Raw genomic sequence first — 16,312 nt, 5'->3', positions numbered from 1 at the left:
AGCTCTGGCCACAGCGAAGGCGGGAGTGCGCAATTGAGCCGCAACGGTGCGGTACCGGGTGCGACATGTGCCCGGTACTGTCCCTTTCTATGCAGACAGGACAGCTCGCTCCCCAGTTCGAGCTCCCCGATCAATCAGGCACGCCCCGTTCGCTCGACGCGTTGCTCGCCGACGGTCCGCTGGTCCTGTTCTTCTACCCCGCCGCGAACACCCCGGTGTGCACGGCCGAGGCCTGCCACTTCCGGGACGTGGCCGCCGATTTCGCCGCCCTCGGCGCCTCGTGCGCGGGCATCAGCGCCGACGGCGTCGACACCCAGGCCGGTTTCGCCGACAAGCAGCGCCTCGGCTACCCCCTGCTCTCCGACGCCGACGGCACGGTGGCCGCGCAGTTCGGCGTGAAGCGCGGGCTGCTCGGCAAGCTGGCACCGGTGAAGCGCCAGACCTTCGTCATCGATCAGGACCGCACCGTCCGCAAGATCATCACCGGCGAGCTGCGCGCCAACGTGCACGCCGACGAGGCGCTGAAGTTCCTGCGCGAGCGCGCGAGCTAGTTTCCGGCCACCGGGACGTCCGCAGGCCGAAACGCCGAGGCGAACAGCCCGTTTCCGCACACATCCGGCTTACGCTGGCCCCATGACTGCGACCGACGGACAGCTGCAGCAGAAATCGACCGGGCCGGCCTGGAAGACATGGGCCGTCGGCGGGCTTGCGGTTCTCGCCCTTTTGTTCATCGCCTACTTCATCCTGTCCGCCTTCATCCCACGCTGGTGGGCGCAGCGGATCGCGGAGATGGTCAACGGCAGCTTCAGCAAGGGCATCGGCTGGGGGCTGGTCTTCGGCTGCGTGTGCACGGTCGTCCCGCTGTTCCTGCTGCTGTTCGCGGTGCGGGTGTGGCGGCGCAGGGGCGGCCGGTTCATGGCAGGCGTGGCGGTCGTCCTCGCGGTACTCGTCGCGATTCCCAATCTGATGACATTGACCATCGTGCTCGGCGGCAGCAACGCCGCGCATGCCGGACAGCGCATCCTCGATGTCGACGCACCCGCCTTCCGCGGTGCCACGATGGCCGGCGCGCTCGCCGCAGCCGCGGTCTTCCTCGCGGCGCTGTTCCTGGTCGTCACCCGCTGGTGGCGGCGCAGGCATCCGAAGCGACAGACCGCGCCAGCTACCGCCGCGGACAGCACCATGACTCGGCCCGACGGTTTGTGAGTGAGCTCACGCTCCTTAGCAACTTCATGACGGGCGAGCGAAGTCGTGGCAAACTCAGAGTCACGGGTGACTGTGAACATGCTTTTCAATAATCGGTAGGCTTACTAACAAAACCACGTCACTTGGCTTGAAAGAAGGCACACAGTGACGAAGTGGCTCGACCCGGTTGAACAACGAGCATGGCGCGCGATTGTTGCGCTGATGACCCGCCTACCAGGCGCTTTGGATACCCAGCTGCAGCGCGAGTCCGGGGTCACCCATTTCGAGTATTGGGTTTTGACCCTGTTGTCCGAGGAACCCGGCCATCGGCTGCAGATGAGTGACCTCGCCCACAAGGCAAATGCATCGCTATCACGGCTTTCGCATGTCGTATCGAAGCTGGAGCGGATGGGCTGGGCGGAGCGCTCCGCTACCGCCGGGCGCCGTGGCGTGCAGGCGGTTCTGACAGACGACGGCTACCACAAGGTCATCGAGGCGGCGCCCGGATATCTGGATGCGGTGCGCCACCTGGTGTTCGACGGGCTGGAGCCGGAACAGACGGCCCAGCTGGCGGAATTGAGCGAGCTGCTCGCCGATCACCTCACCGATGCGTTGAGTCGCTCCCCCGGATCCGGCCAGGAAGATCGGTCCGCGGAGTAGTCAGGCCGGGTCGGCCAGCAGCACGTCGGAGTCGAAGCAGGTGTGCGTTCCGGTGTGGCAGGCCGCGCCCTCCTGGTCGACGACCAAGAGGATGGTGTCGCCATCACAGTCGAGCCGAACCTCGTGCACGTATTGGGTGTGACCGGAGGTCTCCCCCTTGACCCAGTACTGCTGGCGCGAGCGCGAGTAGTAGGTCGCCTTGCGCGTTTCCAAGGTGCGGGCCAGCGCCTCGTCGTCCATCCACGCAACCATCAGCACGTCACCGGTGCCGCGTTCCTGCGCGACGGCGGCGACCAGGCCCGCGTCGTTGCGCTTCAGGCGGGCGGCGATGGTGGGGTCGAGAGTCATGGGACCGTTATAACAGTCGGACATCGGCGTTACGCAGGGCGGCCACGGTGTCGCTGTCGGATTCGTCGAGCGCGGCGGTCAGCGTGCTGCGGTAGGTGTCCCCGGCGGACCGGAGCCGTTCGCGCCCTTTGTCGGTGATCACCGTGTAGACGCCGCGCCGATCGTCGGGGCACAGATCCCGATAGGCCAGCCCGGCGGCGTCGAGCCTGCCGACCAGCCTGGTCACCGAACTCTGGTTCAGGCCGAGCCGCGCGGACAGGTCCTGCATCCGCAGTTCGCCGTCGGGTGCCTCGGCCAGGAAGCCGAGGGCCCGGAATTCCGAGAGCCCGAGGCCGTGCCCACGCTGTACGGCCGCCGCCAACCGGCCCTCCACCTGAGCGTGCAGGGCGATCAACCGGTTCCACATCTGCTCGTCGTGCGCACTGTTCGACACCACTTATGTGTACATGCATGCTCCTGCATGCGCAAAGAGGGGTGCCTGCCTCGCCCGTGCGTGCCGGCGCATTTACGCATGCTTGGTCGAATGGGTCGTGCCGCTGCAACATCGACCGCGCCGCCGCGCACACATCGTCCGGCCGCGCACCCACCGTTAGGCCATGCACGAAATCATCTGCCCGCACCCGAGATCGTCGGCAATCTGTGCGCGGGGCGATTCGCACGCCGCGAAATCACCGCTCAGCGGCGCGATTCAGTTCGCCGAGTAGTTGCCAGGTGCGCTGCTGATCGGCAGGCGTGGTGAGGTCGGTTTGGGCGAAGACCACGTCGGTGGCGCCCGCTTCGAAGTACTCGGCGACGCGTGCGGCGACAGTTTGTTCGTCGCCGATGACGACGAGCTCCGCAGCGCGCGAAACCCCGGACAGCTCGATGATTCGACGGTAGGAGGGGATGTCGTTGTAGAAGGCGGACTGCACCTCGGCTTCCGCCCGTGCGCCGTCGATGTCGTCGGTGACGACACCGGGGACCATGGCGACGATGCGCGGAGCGGGCCGACCGGCCCGCTCGGCGGCCTTGATGAGGGGTGCCACGATATGGTCCGCCAGCGCTTTCGGCCCGACCAGGAACGGTAGTGCGCCGTCGGCGAGTTCGCCGGTGACGCGCAGCGCCTGCGGACCCATCGCGGCAACCAGGACCGGTACCGTCGGCTTCGCGCCCGCCACCGCGGTGGGCAGCGGCGCGACCGCAGTGAGCGTCTCACCGTGGAAATCCACTGTGCCGCTGTCGAGTACGTCGTGCAGCGCGGTCAGGAAGTCACGCAGCCGGGCGATCGGCCGGTCATACGTGACACCGAAAGCAGGCTCGGTGAAGGCCTGCGTGCCGAGGGCAAGGCCGAGGGTGAATCTGCCGTGCGTCGCGGCCTGCGCGGTCTGCGCCTGGCTGCCGATCAGCAGCGGATGCCGGGCCGAGATCGGGATCGCCGAAGTCCCGACCGCCAGCCCCGGCACCTCCCGCCCGACCACCGCGGACAGCACGACGCTGTCGTGACTGAACGTCTGCCCGAACCACAGCGAACTCAACCCGGCCGCGGCGGCTTGCCGGCCTGCGGCCACCGCAGCGTCCACCACATTGTCGGTCGCGTCGAGACTGAAGGGCGACAGCGAGATTCCGATGCTCATCACCGGTGCAACGCCGGTCGCCACGAAACTGATTCCGACACGGTGGATTCCGCGCGGCAGGCTCGGCGCCTCGGCGGGAGGTCCCGGGCGCCGCGGCCCCGCGATGCAGCCACCGGGACCGACCCAGCGGGGTATCGACAGAGATCGCGGTGGCGTGAGCCGTGCCGGTAACTAGCGGACGACGATGTCCGCCGCGCGCATCGAATCCTTGACCTGGCCGATGGTCAGCTCACCGAAGTGGAAGACGCTGGCCGCGAGCACCGCGTCGGCGCCCGCTTGGACGGCGGGTGCGAAGTGCTCGACGGCACCGGCTCCCCCGCTGGCGATGACGGGGACCGAGACCGCGGCGCGGACGGCGCGGATCATGGCGAGGTCGAAGCCCGCCTTGGTGCCGTCGGCGTCCATCGAGTTGAGCAGGATCTCGCCGACGCCCAATTCGGCTCCGCGCGTTGCCCATTCGACGGCGTCGAGGCCGGTGCCGCGTTTGCCGCCGTGGGTGGTGACCTCCCAGCCGGACGGGGTAACGGGTTGCCCGGCCGGAACCGTGCGAGCGTCCACGGACAGCACGATGCACTGCGAGCCGAACCGCTCCGACATCTCGCGCAGCACCTCGGGTCGCGCGATGGCGGCGGTGTTCACCGACACCTTGTCGGCGCCCGCGCGCAGCAGCCGGTCGACGTCCTCGACGGTGCGCACGCCGCCGCCGACGGTGAGCGGGATGAAGATCTGCTCGGCCGTGCGGGTGACCACGTCGATCATGGTGCCGCGATCGCCGGTGGAGGCGGTGACGTCCAGGAAGGTCAGCTCGTCGGCGCCCTGCGCGTCATAGGTCGCGGCCAGCTCGACGGGATCGCCTGCGTCCCGCAGGTTTTCGAAGTTCACGCCCTTGACCACCCGGCCGGCGTCGACGTCCAGACACGGAATCACGCGTACCGCCAACGTCATCGGCTTACCCTTCCTCCGCGGTCGCCGGATCGGCGACCGTGCAGATCATTTCGAGGAGTTCCTCGTGCACGCCCGGCGCGGCGGCCAGCACCGAACCCGAGGTGATGGTCCACGGCTCGCCCGCCAGGTCGGTGACCACACCGCCCGCGGCGCGGATCAGCGCGACGCCCGCGGCGTTGTCCCAGGGGTGGTGGCCGAACACGATGGCCCCGCCGAGCACCCCGGACGCGGTGAACGCCAGGTCGATGCCGGTGGAGCCGTGCATCCGCACGCGGGAGGAGAGCCTGCTGAGCGGGCCGAGCAGATCGAAGCGGAACTGGCCGGGGATCCGGCCCTGCGCGTCCACGTTGAACGCGCCGAAGCCGATCATCGCGTCGGCCAGTTTTCCGTGTGGCAACGGCGGCAGCGGTTGGCCGTTCAGCAGCACCGGGCCGCCGGCGATGGCGGCGTAACGCTGTCCGAGCAGCGGCAGCCAGGTCAGGCCGAGCACCGGCTCGCCCTCATCCACCAGTGCGAGCAGCATGCCCGAAAGCGGGTGTCCGGACGAGTAATTGAACGTTCCGTCGATCGGATCGAGCACCCACGCGGTGCCCGACACGAGCTGCGGGCCGCCGAATTCCTCACCGTGCACCTCGATTCCGGTGCGCTGCTCCAACTGGGCGGAGATGGTGCGCTCCAGCTCCAGGTCGAGTTCGGTGGCGAAGTCGTTGCGGCCCTTGGTCACCGCGCTCGGCGCGCCGACCCCCTCGATGAAGCGCGAGGTGACCGAGTCCAGGATCTCGCGCGCGACCGCGAGCAGTGCCGAGAGGTCCTGGCTCATCTCACCGCGGCCAGCGCCTCGGGCAGCGTGAACCGGCCCGCGTAGAGCGCCTTGCCGACGATCGAACCCTCGACGCCGTCGGGCACCAGTTCGGCGATCGCGATCAGGTCCTCGATGGTGGAGACGCCGCCGGAGGCGATCACCGGCGCGTCGGTCGCGGCGCAGACTTCCCGGAGCAGGTCCAGGTTGGGGCCGGTCAGCGTGCCGTCCTTGGTGACGTCGGTGACCACGTAGCGGGAGCAGCCGTCGCGCTCCAGGCGCTCGAGCACCTCCCACAGGTCCCCGCCGTCGCTGACCCAGCCGCGGCCGCGCAGCCGGTAGTCCCCGTCGATGATGCGCACGTCCAGGCCGACCGCGACGCGCTCGCCGTGCTTGGCGATGGCCTTGGCGCACCACACCGGATCCTCCAGCGCGGCGGTGCCCAGGTTCACCCTGGCGCAGCCGGTGGCCAGTGCGGCCTCCAACGTGTCGTCGTCGCGGATGCCGCCGGACAGCTCCACTTTGACGTCGAGTTCGCCGACGACCCCGGCCAGCAGTTCGCGGTTCGAGCCGCGGCCGAACGCCGCATCCAGGTCGACCAGGTGGACCCATTCCGCGCCCGCGCGCTGCCATTCCAGGGCGGCTTCGCGGGGGGAGCCGTAGTTGGTTTCGCTACCGGCCTCACCCTGTACGAGGCGCACAGCTTCGCCATTGGCAACATCGACGGCGGGGAGCAGTACAAGGCTCACGACTTCGCCTCGCTGGCGCTCGGCTCCGTCGTCGCCTTTGGCGCTGCGCCGATGGTTCGGTCGCTGCGCTCCCTCACGACTGCGCCTCGCTCGGCTCCGTCGTCGTCCTCGACGCTGTGTTGATGGTTCGGTCGCTGCGCACACTCACGGGCATGAGCCTAGTGGTTAGCTGTGCGCGCCCGGTCTCCGGCCTGCGCGGATAGGAGCTGGGTCACCGATCGAGGATGCGGGTGAGCAACCGGACGAACTCGGCACGCTCCGTGGAGTCCAGACCGGCCAGTAGTTCGTCCTGCGCACCGGCCAGGCGCTCGTCCAGTTCGGCGAGATGGGCCGTGCCCGCCTCGGTGATGGTGACGATTTTGCGCCTGCGGTCGCCGGTGTCCGGGCTGCGCTCGACGAAGCCGCGGTCGGCTAGCTCGTTGACGGTGGCGACGATGTCGCTGCGGTCGATCCGGGTGCGCCTACCCAGATCGGCCTGGCTGATAGCACCGAATTCGCCGAGCGCGGCGAGCAGCGCGTAGTGATAGCGCCGCGAGCCGGTGGCGTGCAGTGCCCGCTCGGTCGCCCGGTTGGCGACAAGGGCGACCTGATTGACCAGCCGAGTCGGCAAGGCCCGCAATTTGGCGGGAGCGTCCTCGCGCGAGATCTCCATGCCAGCAATCTAACGCTTGTTGGTCACACCCACAATATGTTGCTCCTGGTCGGTCAGCGGCTCGACGCGCGGTTGGCGGCTGCGCTCAGCCCTCTGTTGTCCACCGCGGCCGGCGGCAATTCCGAGCCGAATCATTTGGGCAACTGCCATCGGGGTCAGGACAGTGCCCGCACAGGTTCAGTGCTGCGTGCCAGTACCCGGCGGCGATAGCAGACCAGCGCGGCGGCCACCGCGAACAGTGCGGTCAACGCCGCCGCGGCGATTCGGAAACCTTGTCCGATCAGGAATTCTGTTGCGGCGCGCTCGATTTCGGCGAGGGTGTGCTTGTCGCGGTCGTCGAAGAGGATCGATGCCCGTGGCCATTGGTACAGGATCGACAGCAGGAATTGTCCGCTGATCAGAGAGGCCAGTGACAGGCCTACCCAGCGCAGCCCGATCCGATAGCGCACCGCCGCCGCACCTGCGATCAACGCGCATAGCGTGAGCACACCGCCGAGTGGGCGCATCACGTCCCCGACCGCGACCACGCTCATGAACTGTTCGGTGAGCTCCAGCGACTCGGGGATGTCCCGGAAAATGTTGGGATACAACAGCATTGTTTCTGCTGACGTGGTGCCGAACGCGAAACACGCGACCACCGCATACCCCGATAGCACGACCAGTGGGACTGTGACACTGCGCATAACGTCCTCCTCGGATCGACCGTAGATCCGAGCCGCCGCAGGCGAATCCGGCGCGAACCCCCATATCCGCCGCGTCGAGGTCAGGGTCTACCCGGAGGGCCGACGACCACGGCCTCGGCAGCGAGCCACCCCGTTCGCCGGAAACCACCGGTAGTGTCTCGCCTCGGCGATCGCTCCGGTCACTTACTTCCGCACTCTCCCTAGGGATCTCATATGTCGCGCTCGACTCTCGCTGCCGTGCTCATGATTTCGGCAGCCACCTGCACCGCGGTGCTCGCCACCGCGCCGACCGCCGCGGCCGCGCCGCCCGAGGAGGCACGGCTGGCCGGCTGCGACTTCGGCACCGTCGCGGGCACCTACGACTACGCGAGCTTCGATGAGCACGCGAACAAGATGCTCGAGCTGACGACCGGGACGTTCCGGACGGAGTTCGAGCAGGCCCGGCCGACCATCCAGGCCGACGCCGCCGCGAATCACGCCCGCGCCGAGGTCAATTCGGTGGACTGCCGGATCGTGTCCGGCGACGCGGCCACGGCGGACGTCACCGTCGATGTGGTGCGGACGACGACGAGCGACGCCACCGATGGCCTGCCCAAGACCAACAAGATGTCCCTGCTGATCACCGTCGAGAATGTGAACGGTCGCTGGCTGGTCAACCGGGCCGAAACCAAGTAGGGCTACAGCGCCTGCACCCAATTGCGCAGCAGCTGAGCGCCGGCGTCGCCGGACTTCTCCGGGTGGAACTGGGTCGCCGAGAGCGCCCCGTTCTCCACCGCGGCGAGGAACGGCACGCCGTGCTCGGCCCAGGTCAGCCTGGGGGCATCGAAGTGATCGCCGGGCGGCAATTCCCACTTCTGCGCGGCGTAGGTGTGCACGAAGTAGAACCGGGTGTCTGCGTCCATCCCCGCGAACAGCACGCTGTCCTGCGGGGCCGACACGGTGTTCCAGCCCATGTGCGGCAGCACCGGAGCGGACAGGCGCTCCACGGTGCCGGGCCATTCCGCGCAACCGTCGGTCTCCACGCCGAATTCGACGCCACGCTCGAAGAGGATCTGCATGCCGACGCAGATGCCGAGCACGGGACGGCCACCGGCCAGGCGCTGGCCGATCATCCGCTCGCCCCGCACCGCTCGCAGTCCCGCCATGCAGGCGGCGTAGGCGCCGACGCCGGGGACGACGAGGCCGTCGGCGGCCAGCGCGACCTCGGGATCGGCGGTCACCTCGACCTTCGCGCCCGCACGGACCAGCGCCCGCTCGGCGGAGTGCAGATTGCCGGAGCCGTAGTCGAGCAGGGCAACAGACTTCACAGCGTCCCCTTCGTCGAGGGAATGCCCTGCACCCGCGGATCGAGTTCGACCGCGGCACGCAAAGCCCTTGCCACCGCCTTGAATTCGGCCTCGGTGACGTGGTGCTGGTCGCGTCCGTACAGCACGCGCACGTGCAGCGCGATGCGCGCGTTCAACGCGATCGACTCGAAGACGTGACGGTTCAACACGGTGGAATACGGTGCGCCAGGCCCGGACCCGGGGATCACGGCGTGCAGCAGGTGCTCCGGCTCGCCGGTGTGCACACAGTACGGACGCCCGGACACGTCGACCGCGGCGTGCGCCAAGGTCTCGTCCATCGGGATGAAGGCATCACCGAACCGGCGGATACCGACCTTGTCGCCCAACGCCTTTCCCAGCGCTTGGCCGAACACGATCGCGGTGTCCTCCACCGTGTGGTGCGCCTCGATCTCGATATCACCCTCGGCCCGCACGGTCAGGTCGAAGCTGGCGTGCGCACCGAGCGCGGTCAGCATGTGGTCGTAGAACGGGACGCCCGTGGCGATCTCGGTCTTGCCGGTGCCGTCCAGGTCCAGCTCGACCACGATGCTGGACTCTTTGGTGACGCGCTCCACCCGCGCGGTTCTATTCATGATCTTTTCCTCCACAGGCGGATTCATCGGGGCGTGAGGTCGGTGTGCACCAAGAGGCGGCTGACTTTCAGAAGCTCGTCGTTCTCCGCGGCCAGACCGATGGTGGTGCGCAGGTAGCCGGGGATGCCGACGTCGCGGATCAGCACGCCGTGGTCCAGGTAGCGCTGCCAGGTGCGCGTCGCGTCGGCGAAGCGGCCGAACAGCAGGAAGTTCGCGTCGCTGGGGATCACGTCGAAACCGATCTCGGTCAATTCCGCGGCCACTCGATCCCGCTGCGCGGCGAGTTCGGCGACGCTGCCGAGGGTTTCGTCGGCGTGCCGCAGTGCCGCCCGCGCGGCCGCCTGGGTGACCACCGACAGGTGGTACGGCAACCGCACCAGCAGCATCGCCTCGATCACCGCGGGCGCGGCGACCAGGTAGCCGAGGCGACCGCCCGCGAAGGCGAACGCCTTGCTCATGGTTCTGGTCACCACCAACTTCGTGGGGAACCGATCGATCAGCGCGAGGGCACTCGGCTGCGCGGAGAACTCGCCGTAGGCCTCGTCGACCACCACGATGCCCGGCGCGGCCGTGAGGATCCGGGCCAGGTCGTCCTGCGGAATGCTGTGTCCGGTCGGGTTGTTCGGACTCGTCACGAACACCACGTTCGGCGAGCGCTCCGCGATGGCGGCCACCGCGTAGTCGACGTCGAGGGAGAAGTCGGCGTCGCGCTTGGCCTCGATCCATTCGGTGTCGATGCCCTCGGAGATGATCGGGTGCATCGAGTACGACGGCACGAAACCCAGTGCGCTGCGGCCCGGTCCGCCGAACGCCTGCAAGAGCTGCTGCAGGATCTCGTTGGAACCGTTTGCCGCCCAGACATTGTCGGTGTCCACCGCGACACCTGTTTGCCTGGTGAGATATTCGGCCAGGTCGGCGCGCAATGCCACGGCGTCCCGGTCCGGGTAGCGGTGCAGGTCGGCGGCGGCGATGCGAATGGATTCGGCGACGTCGTCGATCAGCGCCCGGGTCGGCGGGTGCGGGTTCTCGTTGGTGTTCAGTTGCACGGGCACCGTCAATTGCGGTGCGCCGTAAGGCTTCTTGCCGCGCAGGTTCTCCCGCAGCGGTAGGTCGGCCAAGCTGATGTCCGCGCCGGGCACGGTGGCCGGCCTGGTCATGACAGCGCCTCGAACCGAACCTGCACGGCCTGGCCGTGGGCGGGCAGATCCTCGGCATTGGCCAGGGCCACCACGTGACCGGCGACATCTTTCAGCGCCGCCTCGGTGTAGTCGACCACGTGGATGCCGCGCAGGAACGTCTGCACGCTCAAACCCGAGGAGTGCCTGGCACATCCGGCGGTCGGCAGCACGTGGTTGGAGCCCGCGCAGTAGTCGCCGAGGCTCACCGGTGCGTACGCGCCGACGAAAACCGCTCCGGCACTGCGTACCCGGGCGGCCACCGCGGCGGCGTCGACGGTCTGGATCTCCAAGTGTTCGGCCGCGTAGGCGTTCACCACGCGCAGGCCCTGCGCGATGTCGTCCACGAGCACGGTCCCGGATTGCTTGCCGCGCAACGCTTCGGTCACCCGTTCGGCGTGCTTGACCACGGTCAGTTGGCGGGTCAGCGCCGCGTCCACCGCGTCGGCCAGCTCCGCGCTGTCGGTGACCAGCACGCTGGCCGCGAGCACGTCGTGCTCGGCCTGGCTGATCAGGTCCGCCGCCACGTGCACCGGGTCGGCGGTCGCGTCGGCCAGGATGGCGATCTCGGTCGGGCCCGCTTCGGCATCGATACCGACCAGGCCGCGGCACAGCCGCTTGGCGGCGGTCACGTAGATGTTGCCGGGTCCGGTGATCAGGTCGACCGGCTCCAGCTGGGCGCCGTCGGTGTCGACGCCGCCGTAGGACAGCAGCGCGACGCCCTGCGCGCCGCCGACCGCCCACACCTCGTCGACGCCGAGCAACCGCGCGGCAGCCAGGATCGTCGGGTGCGGCAGGCCGCCGAATTGCGCCTGCGGGGGCGAGGCCACCACCAGCGAGCCGACGCCCGCTGTCTGCGCGGGCACCACGTTCATCACCACGCTCGACGGGTAGACGGCGTTGCCGCCGGGCACATACAGCCCGACCCGCTCGACCGGCACCCAGCGCTCGGTCACCGTGCCGCCGGGCACCACCTCGGTGGTCTTGTCGGTGCGCCGCTGGTCGGCGTGCACCTTCCTGGCCCTGGCGATGGATTCCTCCAGCGCCGCACGCACGGCAGGATCCAACTCGGTCAGCGCTTTTTCCAGCTCAGCCGCGGGTACGCGCACCGTGGCCGGGCTTACCCCGTCGAACTGCTCGCTGTACTCCTGCGCCGCCGCGACGCCACGATCCCGGATCGCCTCCACCACCGGCCGCACATGATGCAGCACCGAGTCCACGTCGACTCCCCCGCGCGGCAGCGCGGCGCGCAGCTCGGCAACAGAGGGAGTGCGACCGCGCAGATCAACGCGGGCGAGCTCGATGCGGGTAGTCATGTGGTGTCGATCCTTGTCTTCAGCCGAATCCGCAACAGGAAAGTTGCAGCTACCAGCCTAGTCGGCCGACGCCACCGGTTATCCGCGTGGTGTCCTACGGCTCACCCACAGCGCCGCCGCAGTTCGACCACGCCGTCACCGGCCAGCTCATCGACCGCGACCGCGCGTCCGACCATGGCGAGCACGATCGCCTCCCCCGGGCCACGCACCTCCGGACCATGCCCCTTCGACCAGCTGACATCGGTGGCCACGAACCGCAACCCCCTGGTGCGCCGCCAAGGCATGGCGAACGGGTCAGGATGTTCCAGGACGGTGATCAGCCGATCCGCCGGAATCGTGCGAGCACGCCCCAGCGGTCGCCGGATGTCCTGCTGATGGACCAGCACATCCGCCAGCGCCAACCGCGGTGCGTACTTCGAGACCCGCCCCGCCGCATGCTCGAACCTGTCCACCAAATCTCTGGTCGACAACGTCTTCGCCTTTTCCACGAGCCGACCATTGAATCGATCGACCGACAACCCACACCGAACCGCGATCCCCCCATACGTCGGCAACGCGATGGTGTCGTACAGCAAATGCCCGACAACATCCCGCACCCGCCACCCCGCACACAGCGACGGACTCTCCCACTCCTCGTCACTCAACGCACGCAGCAACGAGATCAGTTCAGCACGTTCTTCGGCCAGCATCCCCCGGACATCCATGTCCAAAGCTTAGTGACGCGAACGCCTTTCAGGTAAGGGACGGGAAGCGGGTATCGCTGTCGAGCAGGAGCTTTCCTTTGGAGTTGATCACCCGCAGGGTCATCGCTTTGTCCTGGCCGTCGACGATCAGGCTGGCCAGCTCTATGTCGAGCGAGCCGTCGGAGTTGTTGCCACCGGTGACCGCTCGGATGCTGGAGAAGTTCTCGACCGTGTGCGTGGTCCAGTACTGGCGGAACGCGGTCTCGGAGCCGTAGAGCTTCTGTGCCGCGGGCGTCAGCGTGGACCACGAGCCGCTTGCGTCGTCGTAGAACCGCTTCACCAGTGCTGCCGCAGGTCCCTCGGTGACCGTGCCGTCGCTGGGGGTCTTACCGACGGTTCCGGACGGAGGGGGCGAGCTCGTTCCACCGGTCGAGGAACTGGTGGACGGCGGGCTTGCGTTGACCGTTGGTGAATTCGAGTTCTGCTGCGACAACGTGCCGATGAGGATCGCGCCTACTGCCACGACGGCACCGATGGCCGCGCCGATGATGACGGCCTTGCTCTTGCCGCCGGACTTGCGCGGGGCGGGGCGGGGTTGGGCGGCGGTGCGCGGGTGGGTTGCGGTGTTGGTCTGCGCGGGGCGACGCGGCGCGGGTTGTGGGCGGGGGGCCGGGCGCTGGGGGCGGGGCTGGCGTTCGGTCGGCTGGTGGACCGGCGCCGATACCGCCGAGGGGCGCAGGGCCCGGGTGGCGGATTCGGGTGCGCCGTTGCGGCGGCGCACGAAAGCTTCACTGGCGGGGACGAATCCGGCGGTCACCGGTGCGGGGCCCGCATCGGCGAAGGCGGCGAGGTGGTCGAGCGCCGCGCGCATGGTCGGCCGGTCCTGGGGTTCCGGGCTGAGCAGGTCCAGCAGGAAATCCGTTGCGGGACCGGCGTTGCGGGGTTCGCTGACCTGACCGTTGGCCGCGGCGTACAGCACCGCGAGCGGGTTGGCGTTCGCGCCGTACGGCGGCTCGCCTTCCAGCGCGTGGAAAAGTGTTGCGCCAAGGGCGAATACGTCCGAGGCGGGGGTCGGGTCGGCGCCGCGGGCCATCTCGGGGGCGAGGTAGGCGGCGGTGCCGCAGATCAGACCGGTTTCGGTGAGCGTGACGTCACCGGCGGCGCGGGAGATGCCGAAGTCGGTGATCTTCACGGTGCCGTGGTCGTCGAGCAGGATGTTGCCCGGCTTCACGTCGCGGTGCACGATGCCCGCGTCGTGCGCGGCGATCAGCGCCGAGGCGACCTGCTCACCGATGCGGGCGACCTGCGTCAACGGCAGCGGGCCCTGTGTGGAGAGCACGCCGGCCAGGCTGTTGGACTTCAGGTACTCCATCACCAGGCAGGGATCACCCTGATGCTCGGTGATGTCGAACACGACAATCGCGTTCGGATGCTGGAAGCGGGCGGCGTTGCGAGCCTCTCGAATCGCACGTTGGCGAACCACATCACGCTCGGCCTCGGGCAGGCTCGGCTTGATATGGATCTGCTTGACGGCCACCGAGCGTTGCAAGCGTTCGTCGATGGCACGCCAAACAACACCTGTGCCGCCGCTACCAATCCGCTCGACCAGGCGGTAATGCTCCGCGATCAACTGACCGGTATCGATGGCGCCTACTCCGAACCTTCTCGAAATCGTGACATCCCGCTTATTGCTTACAGACGCGGTCCGGGGACGAGTGTAGCGGGCCGCGGAACTTCGGTCCGCGCCAGCAGGGGCATATTCTCCGCCCACATCGGCGCGGCGGGGCTAGCGCGCCGCCCGCAGCATCCGCCCCGCCGCGTCCACCGCGGGTCCGGAGCTGTTCGCGTCGTTGACGAATACAGCAAACGCCAGGTCATCGGCGATGCCGACGAACCACCCGTGCGCGTGCTGGTCGTCGATGTATTCCGCGGTGCCCGTCTTGCCGAGCAAGCCGGGAATATCGCGCAGCTGGGTCGCGGTGCCTGCCGTGACCGTCTCCCGCATCATGGCTTTGACCTGCTCGGCAACGCTGGCGGGCAGCGCGGCCGGTGCCTTGTCCGGCGTGCCGGGCTTGCCTTGCACGATGGTGGGCGCGGGCACCGAGCCGTGCGCGATGGACGCGGCGACCAGCGCCATGCCGAACGGCGTAGCGGTCACCTTTCCCTGGCCGATTGCTGACTCGACCCGCAGCGCCGGGGTGTCCGCGGGCGGCACCTTGCCGGTGACGATGGTCAGCCCTGGTGTGACGTAGTCGATGCCGAGCCCGAGCTGTGCCGCTGCATTCGTCAACGCGTCGGCGGGCAGTTTCACCGCGAGCGAGCCCATGGTGGTGTTGCAGGAACGCGCGAACGCGGTATGTAGCGGCACCTGTCCCAGGTCGAAATTGTTGTCGTTGGGGATCTTGCGACCCTCGATGTTCGCGACGCCTGGGCAGGGCAGCACTGTGTCCGGGGTGACCGTGCCCGCCTGCAGTGCGGCCGAGACGGTCACCGTCTTGAAGGTCGAACCGGGCGGGTACAGGCCGGTGAGCGCGATCGGGCCCTGCGCGTCGGCGGCATTGTTCTGCGCGACCGCGACCACATTGCCGGTGGAGGGTTGCAGCGCGACGATCGCCGCGGGCTGGGTGATCGGCGCCAGCGCCGCCTCGGCCGCCTGCTGCAGGTCGATGTTCAAGGTGGAGGCGATATCGGCGGTCGGCTTCGGATCCTGGCCGCCGATCCGCTGGGTGCCCTCGCCGGTCTGCGCGCGCACCGCCCAGCCCGCGTTCGCGTCGGCGTTCTGCTGCCACAGCTCGGCGAGTCCGGACAGGGCGGGCGAGGCCAGCGACTTGTCGGTGGTGAGCAGGCGGGTCTGCGGCGCGAGCGTGACGCCGGGCACGGCGGCGAGCTGCGGCTGGATCGGCGCGATGTCGGCGTCGCGCAGGCTGATCGCGGTGATCGGTTTGCCCTGCGCCGCAGCGAGTTCCGCTTGCAGCGACTGCGCGGTGATGTCGGGAGCGATCGGGGTCAGCAGCGCGGCGAGTGCGGCGGTATCGGCGCCGGGACTCACGTTCACCAGCGTGACGACTTGCTGGGTCATCAACTCGCCGCCGCTCGCGTCGAGCACGCGGGCGGGCTTGGGGTAGACCGGGCTGTAACTCAGCGGGCCCGCGGCCAGGCCCGGCGCGACCGTATCCGGGTTCCACTTGACCTTCCACCCGTCGCCGCCCTCGTCCGCGGTGCCGGTGGTGGTGTAGGTCCACTCGGCCGCGCCGTCCTTGCCGAGCTTCCAGGTGGCGGCCAGCGTGAAGGTGTTCTTGTCGATCGAGCGGACGTCGAAGCGCACCTCTTTACCGAGGCCGTCGTAGAGCTTGCCGAGGGCGTCGGAGGCCTTCGCCGGATCATCGGTGAGGCCCGCGGCGGCCGCCACATCGTCGCGGTTCAGCGCGTCGGCGAACTGGCCTGCGACGGTGTCGGGCTGGTCTGGGCCGGACGAGCAGGCGGCGAGCACGAGCGCGGGTGCGGCGAACAGGACGAGGGACTTCCGGTGGGTACGCACCCCGCCGACTGTAACCGCCGACGCCGGCGGGACGGGAGAGGCTGCGCC

General features: G+C 68.7%; 19 protein-coding genes. 4 read left to right on the top strand and 15 right to left on the bottom strand.

The features are described from left to right. Positions 1-89: 89 nt before the first annotated feature. From IBX18_RS21080 to IBX18_RS21070, 3 genes are all read left to right on the top strand, one after another. Positions 90-551 carry a peroxiredoxin gene (locus IBX18_RS21080; RefSeq protein WP_194835279.1) on the top strand — a complete coding sequence of 154 codons (462 nt, stop codon included), beginning with the start codon at positions 90-92 and terminating at the stop codon, positions 549-551. 82 nt (positions 552-633) lie between these two features. Beyond that, the gene (locus IBX18_RS21075; RefSeq protein WP_194835278.1) at positions 634-1,206 is read left to right on the top strand and encodes a permease; all 573 of its coding nucleotides are present in this window, start codon (positions 634-636) and stop codon (positions 1,204-1,206) included. 201 nt (positions 1,207-1,407) lie between these two features. Further along, positions 1,408-1,845: a MarR family transcriptional regulator gene (locus tag IBX18_RS21070; RefSeq protein WP_228541557.1), complete on the top strand. Its 438-nt coding sequence runs from the start codon at positions 1,408-1,410 to the stop codon at positions 1,843-1,845. On the opposite strand, the gene hisI is transcribed toward IBX18_RS21070, so the two are convergent. The 8 genes from hisI to IBX18_RS21030 all read right to left on the bottom strand — a co-directional run bounded on the left by hisI (position 1,846) and on the right by IBX18_RS21030 (position 7,634). Further along, the gene (hisI, locus tag IBX18_RS21065) at positions 1,846-2,193 is read right to left on the bottom strand and encodes a phosphoribosyl-AMP cyclohydrolase (RefSeq protein WP_147139064.1); all 348 of its coding nucleotides are present in this window, start codon (positions 2,191-2,193) and stop codon (positions 1,846-1,848) included. 7 nt (positions 2,194-2,200) lie between these two features. Next, complete coding sequence (locus IBX18_RS21060; protein ID WP_306796345.1) at positions 2,201-2,626, bottom strand: MarR family transcriptional regulator; 426 nt, start codon at positions 2,624-2,626, stop codon at positions 2,201-2,203. Between the two features lie 235 nt (positions 2,627-2,861). Further along, positions 2,862-3,806 (bottom strand): TIGR03564 family F420-dependent LLM class oxidoreductase, encoded by a 945-nt coding sequence (locus IBX18_RS21055; protein WP_194835486.1) that lies wholly within the window; start codon positions 3,804-3,806, stop codon positions 2,862-2,864. 171 nt (positions 3,807-3,977) lie between these two features. Then, positions 3,978-4,751, bottom strand: coding sequence for an imidazole glycerol phosphate synthase subunit HisF (hisF, locus tag IBX18_RS21050; protein ID WP_194835276.1), 774 nt, complete (start codon positions 4,749-4,751; stop codon positions 3,978-3,980). A gap of 4 nt (positions 4,752-4,755) precedes the next feature. After that, positions 4,756-5,571 carry an inositol monophosphatase gene (locus IBX18_RS21045; RefSeq protein WP_194835275.1) on the bottom strand — a complete coding sequence of 272 codons (816 nt, stop codon included), beginning with the start codon at positions 5,569-5,571 and terminating at the stop codon, positions 4,756-4,758. After that, positions 5,568-6,299 carry a bifunctional 1-(5-phosphoribosyl)-5-((5-phosphoribosylamino)methylideneamino)imidazole-4-carboxamide isomerase/phosphoribosylanthranilate isomerase PriA gene (gene priA / locus IBX18_RS21040; protein WP_107655235.1) on the bottom strand — a complete coding sequence of 244 codons (732 nt, stop codon included), beginning with the start codon at positions 6,297-6,299 and terminating at the stop codon, positions 5,568-5,570. Before priA ends, IBX18_RS21045 begins: the two co-directional genes overlap by 4 nt. Positions 6,300-6,510: 211 nt before the next feature. Further along, entirely contained in the window at positions 6,511-6,951 is a 441-nt protein-coding gene (locus IBX18_RS21035; RefSeq protein ID WP_194835274.1) for a MarR family winged helix-turn-helix transcriptional regulator, read from the bottom strand. 155 nt (positions 6,952-7,106) lie between these two features. Continuing rightward, positions 7,107-7,634 (bottom strand): hypothetical protein, encoded by a 528-nt coding sequence (locus IBX18_RS21030; protein WP_194835273.1) that lies wholly within the window; start codon positions 7,632-7,634, stop codon positions 7,107-7,109. A gap of 213 nt (positions 7,635-7,847) precedes the next feature. On the opposite strand from IBX18_RS21030, the gene IBX18_RS21025 reads away from it, so the two are divergent. Continuing rightward, on the top strand, positions 7,848-8,309 hold the full coding sequence (locus IBX18_RS21025; protein ID WP_194835272.1) for a hypothetical protein: 462 nt from the start codon (positions 7,848-7,850) through the stop codon (positions 8,307-8,309). A 2-nt stretch (positions 8,310-8,311) separates the two neighbouring features. Here IBX18_RS21025 and hisH read toward each other — a convergent pair whose 3' ends face one another. From hisH to IBX18_RS20990, 7 genes are all read right to left on the bottom strand, one after another. Beyond that, complete coding sequence (gene hisH / locus IBX18_RS21020) at positions 8,312-8,941, bottom strand: imidazole glycerol phosphate synthase subunit HisH (protein WP_194835271.1); 630 nt, start codon at positions 8,939-8,941, stop codon at positions 8,312-8,314. Continuing rightward, entirely contained in the window at positions 8,938-9,555 is a 618-nt protein-coding gene (gene hisB / locus IBX18_RS21015; protein WP_107660219.1) for an imidazoleglycerol-phosphate dehydratase HisB, read from the bottom strand. Before hisB ends, hisH begins: the two co-directional genes overlap by 4 nt. Positions 9,556-9,575: 20 nt before the next feature. After that, positions 9,576-10,709, bottom strand: coding sequence for a histidinol-phosphate transaminase (locus tag IBX18_RS21010; protein ID WP_194835270.1), 1,134 nt, complete (start codon positions 10,707-10,709; stop codon positions 9,576-9,578). After that, complete coding sequence (gene hisD / locus IBX18_RS21005; protein ID WP_147139046.1) at positions 10,706-12,043, bottom strand: histidinol dehydrogenase; 1,338 nt, start codon at positions 12,041-12,043, stop codon at positions 10,706-10,708. Before hisD ends, IBX18_RS21010 begins: the two co-directional genes overlap by 4 nt. Positions 12,044-12,144: 101 nt before the next feature. Beyond that, positions 12,145-12,747 carry a maleylpyruvate isomerase family mycothiol-dependent enzyme gene (locus tag IBX18_RS21000; RefSeq protein ID WP_228541448.1) on the bottom strand — a complete coding sequence of 201 codons (603 nt, stop codon included), beginning with the start codon at positions 12,745-12,747 and terminating at the stop codon, positions 12,145-12,147. A 28-nt stretch (positions 12,748-12,775) separates the two neighbouring features. Then, entirely contained in the window at positions 12,776-14,356 is a 1,581-nt protein-coding gene (locus IBX18_RS20995; protein WP_194835269.1) for a serine/threonine-protein kinase, read from the bottom strand. 156 nt (positions 14,357-14,512) lie between these two features. Next, positions 14,513-16,264, bottom strand: coding sequence for a penicillin-binding transpeptidase domain-containing protein (locus IBX18_RS20990; protein ID WP_194835268.1), 1,752 nt, complete (start codon positions 16,262-16,264; stop codon positions 14,513-14,515). Between the last annotated feature and the right edge of the window lie 48 nt (positions 16,265-16,312).

It is taken from the genome of Nocardia sp. XZ_19_369 (assembly GCF_015355715.1).
Lineage (GTDB): Bacteria > Actinomycetota > Actinomycetes > Mycobacteriales > Mycobacteriaceae > Nocardia.
This window is presented reverse-complemented; position numbering and strand designations above follow the sequence as displayed.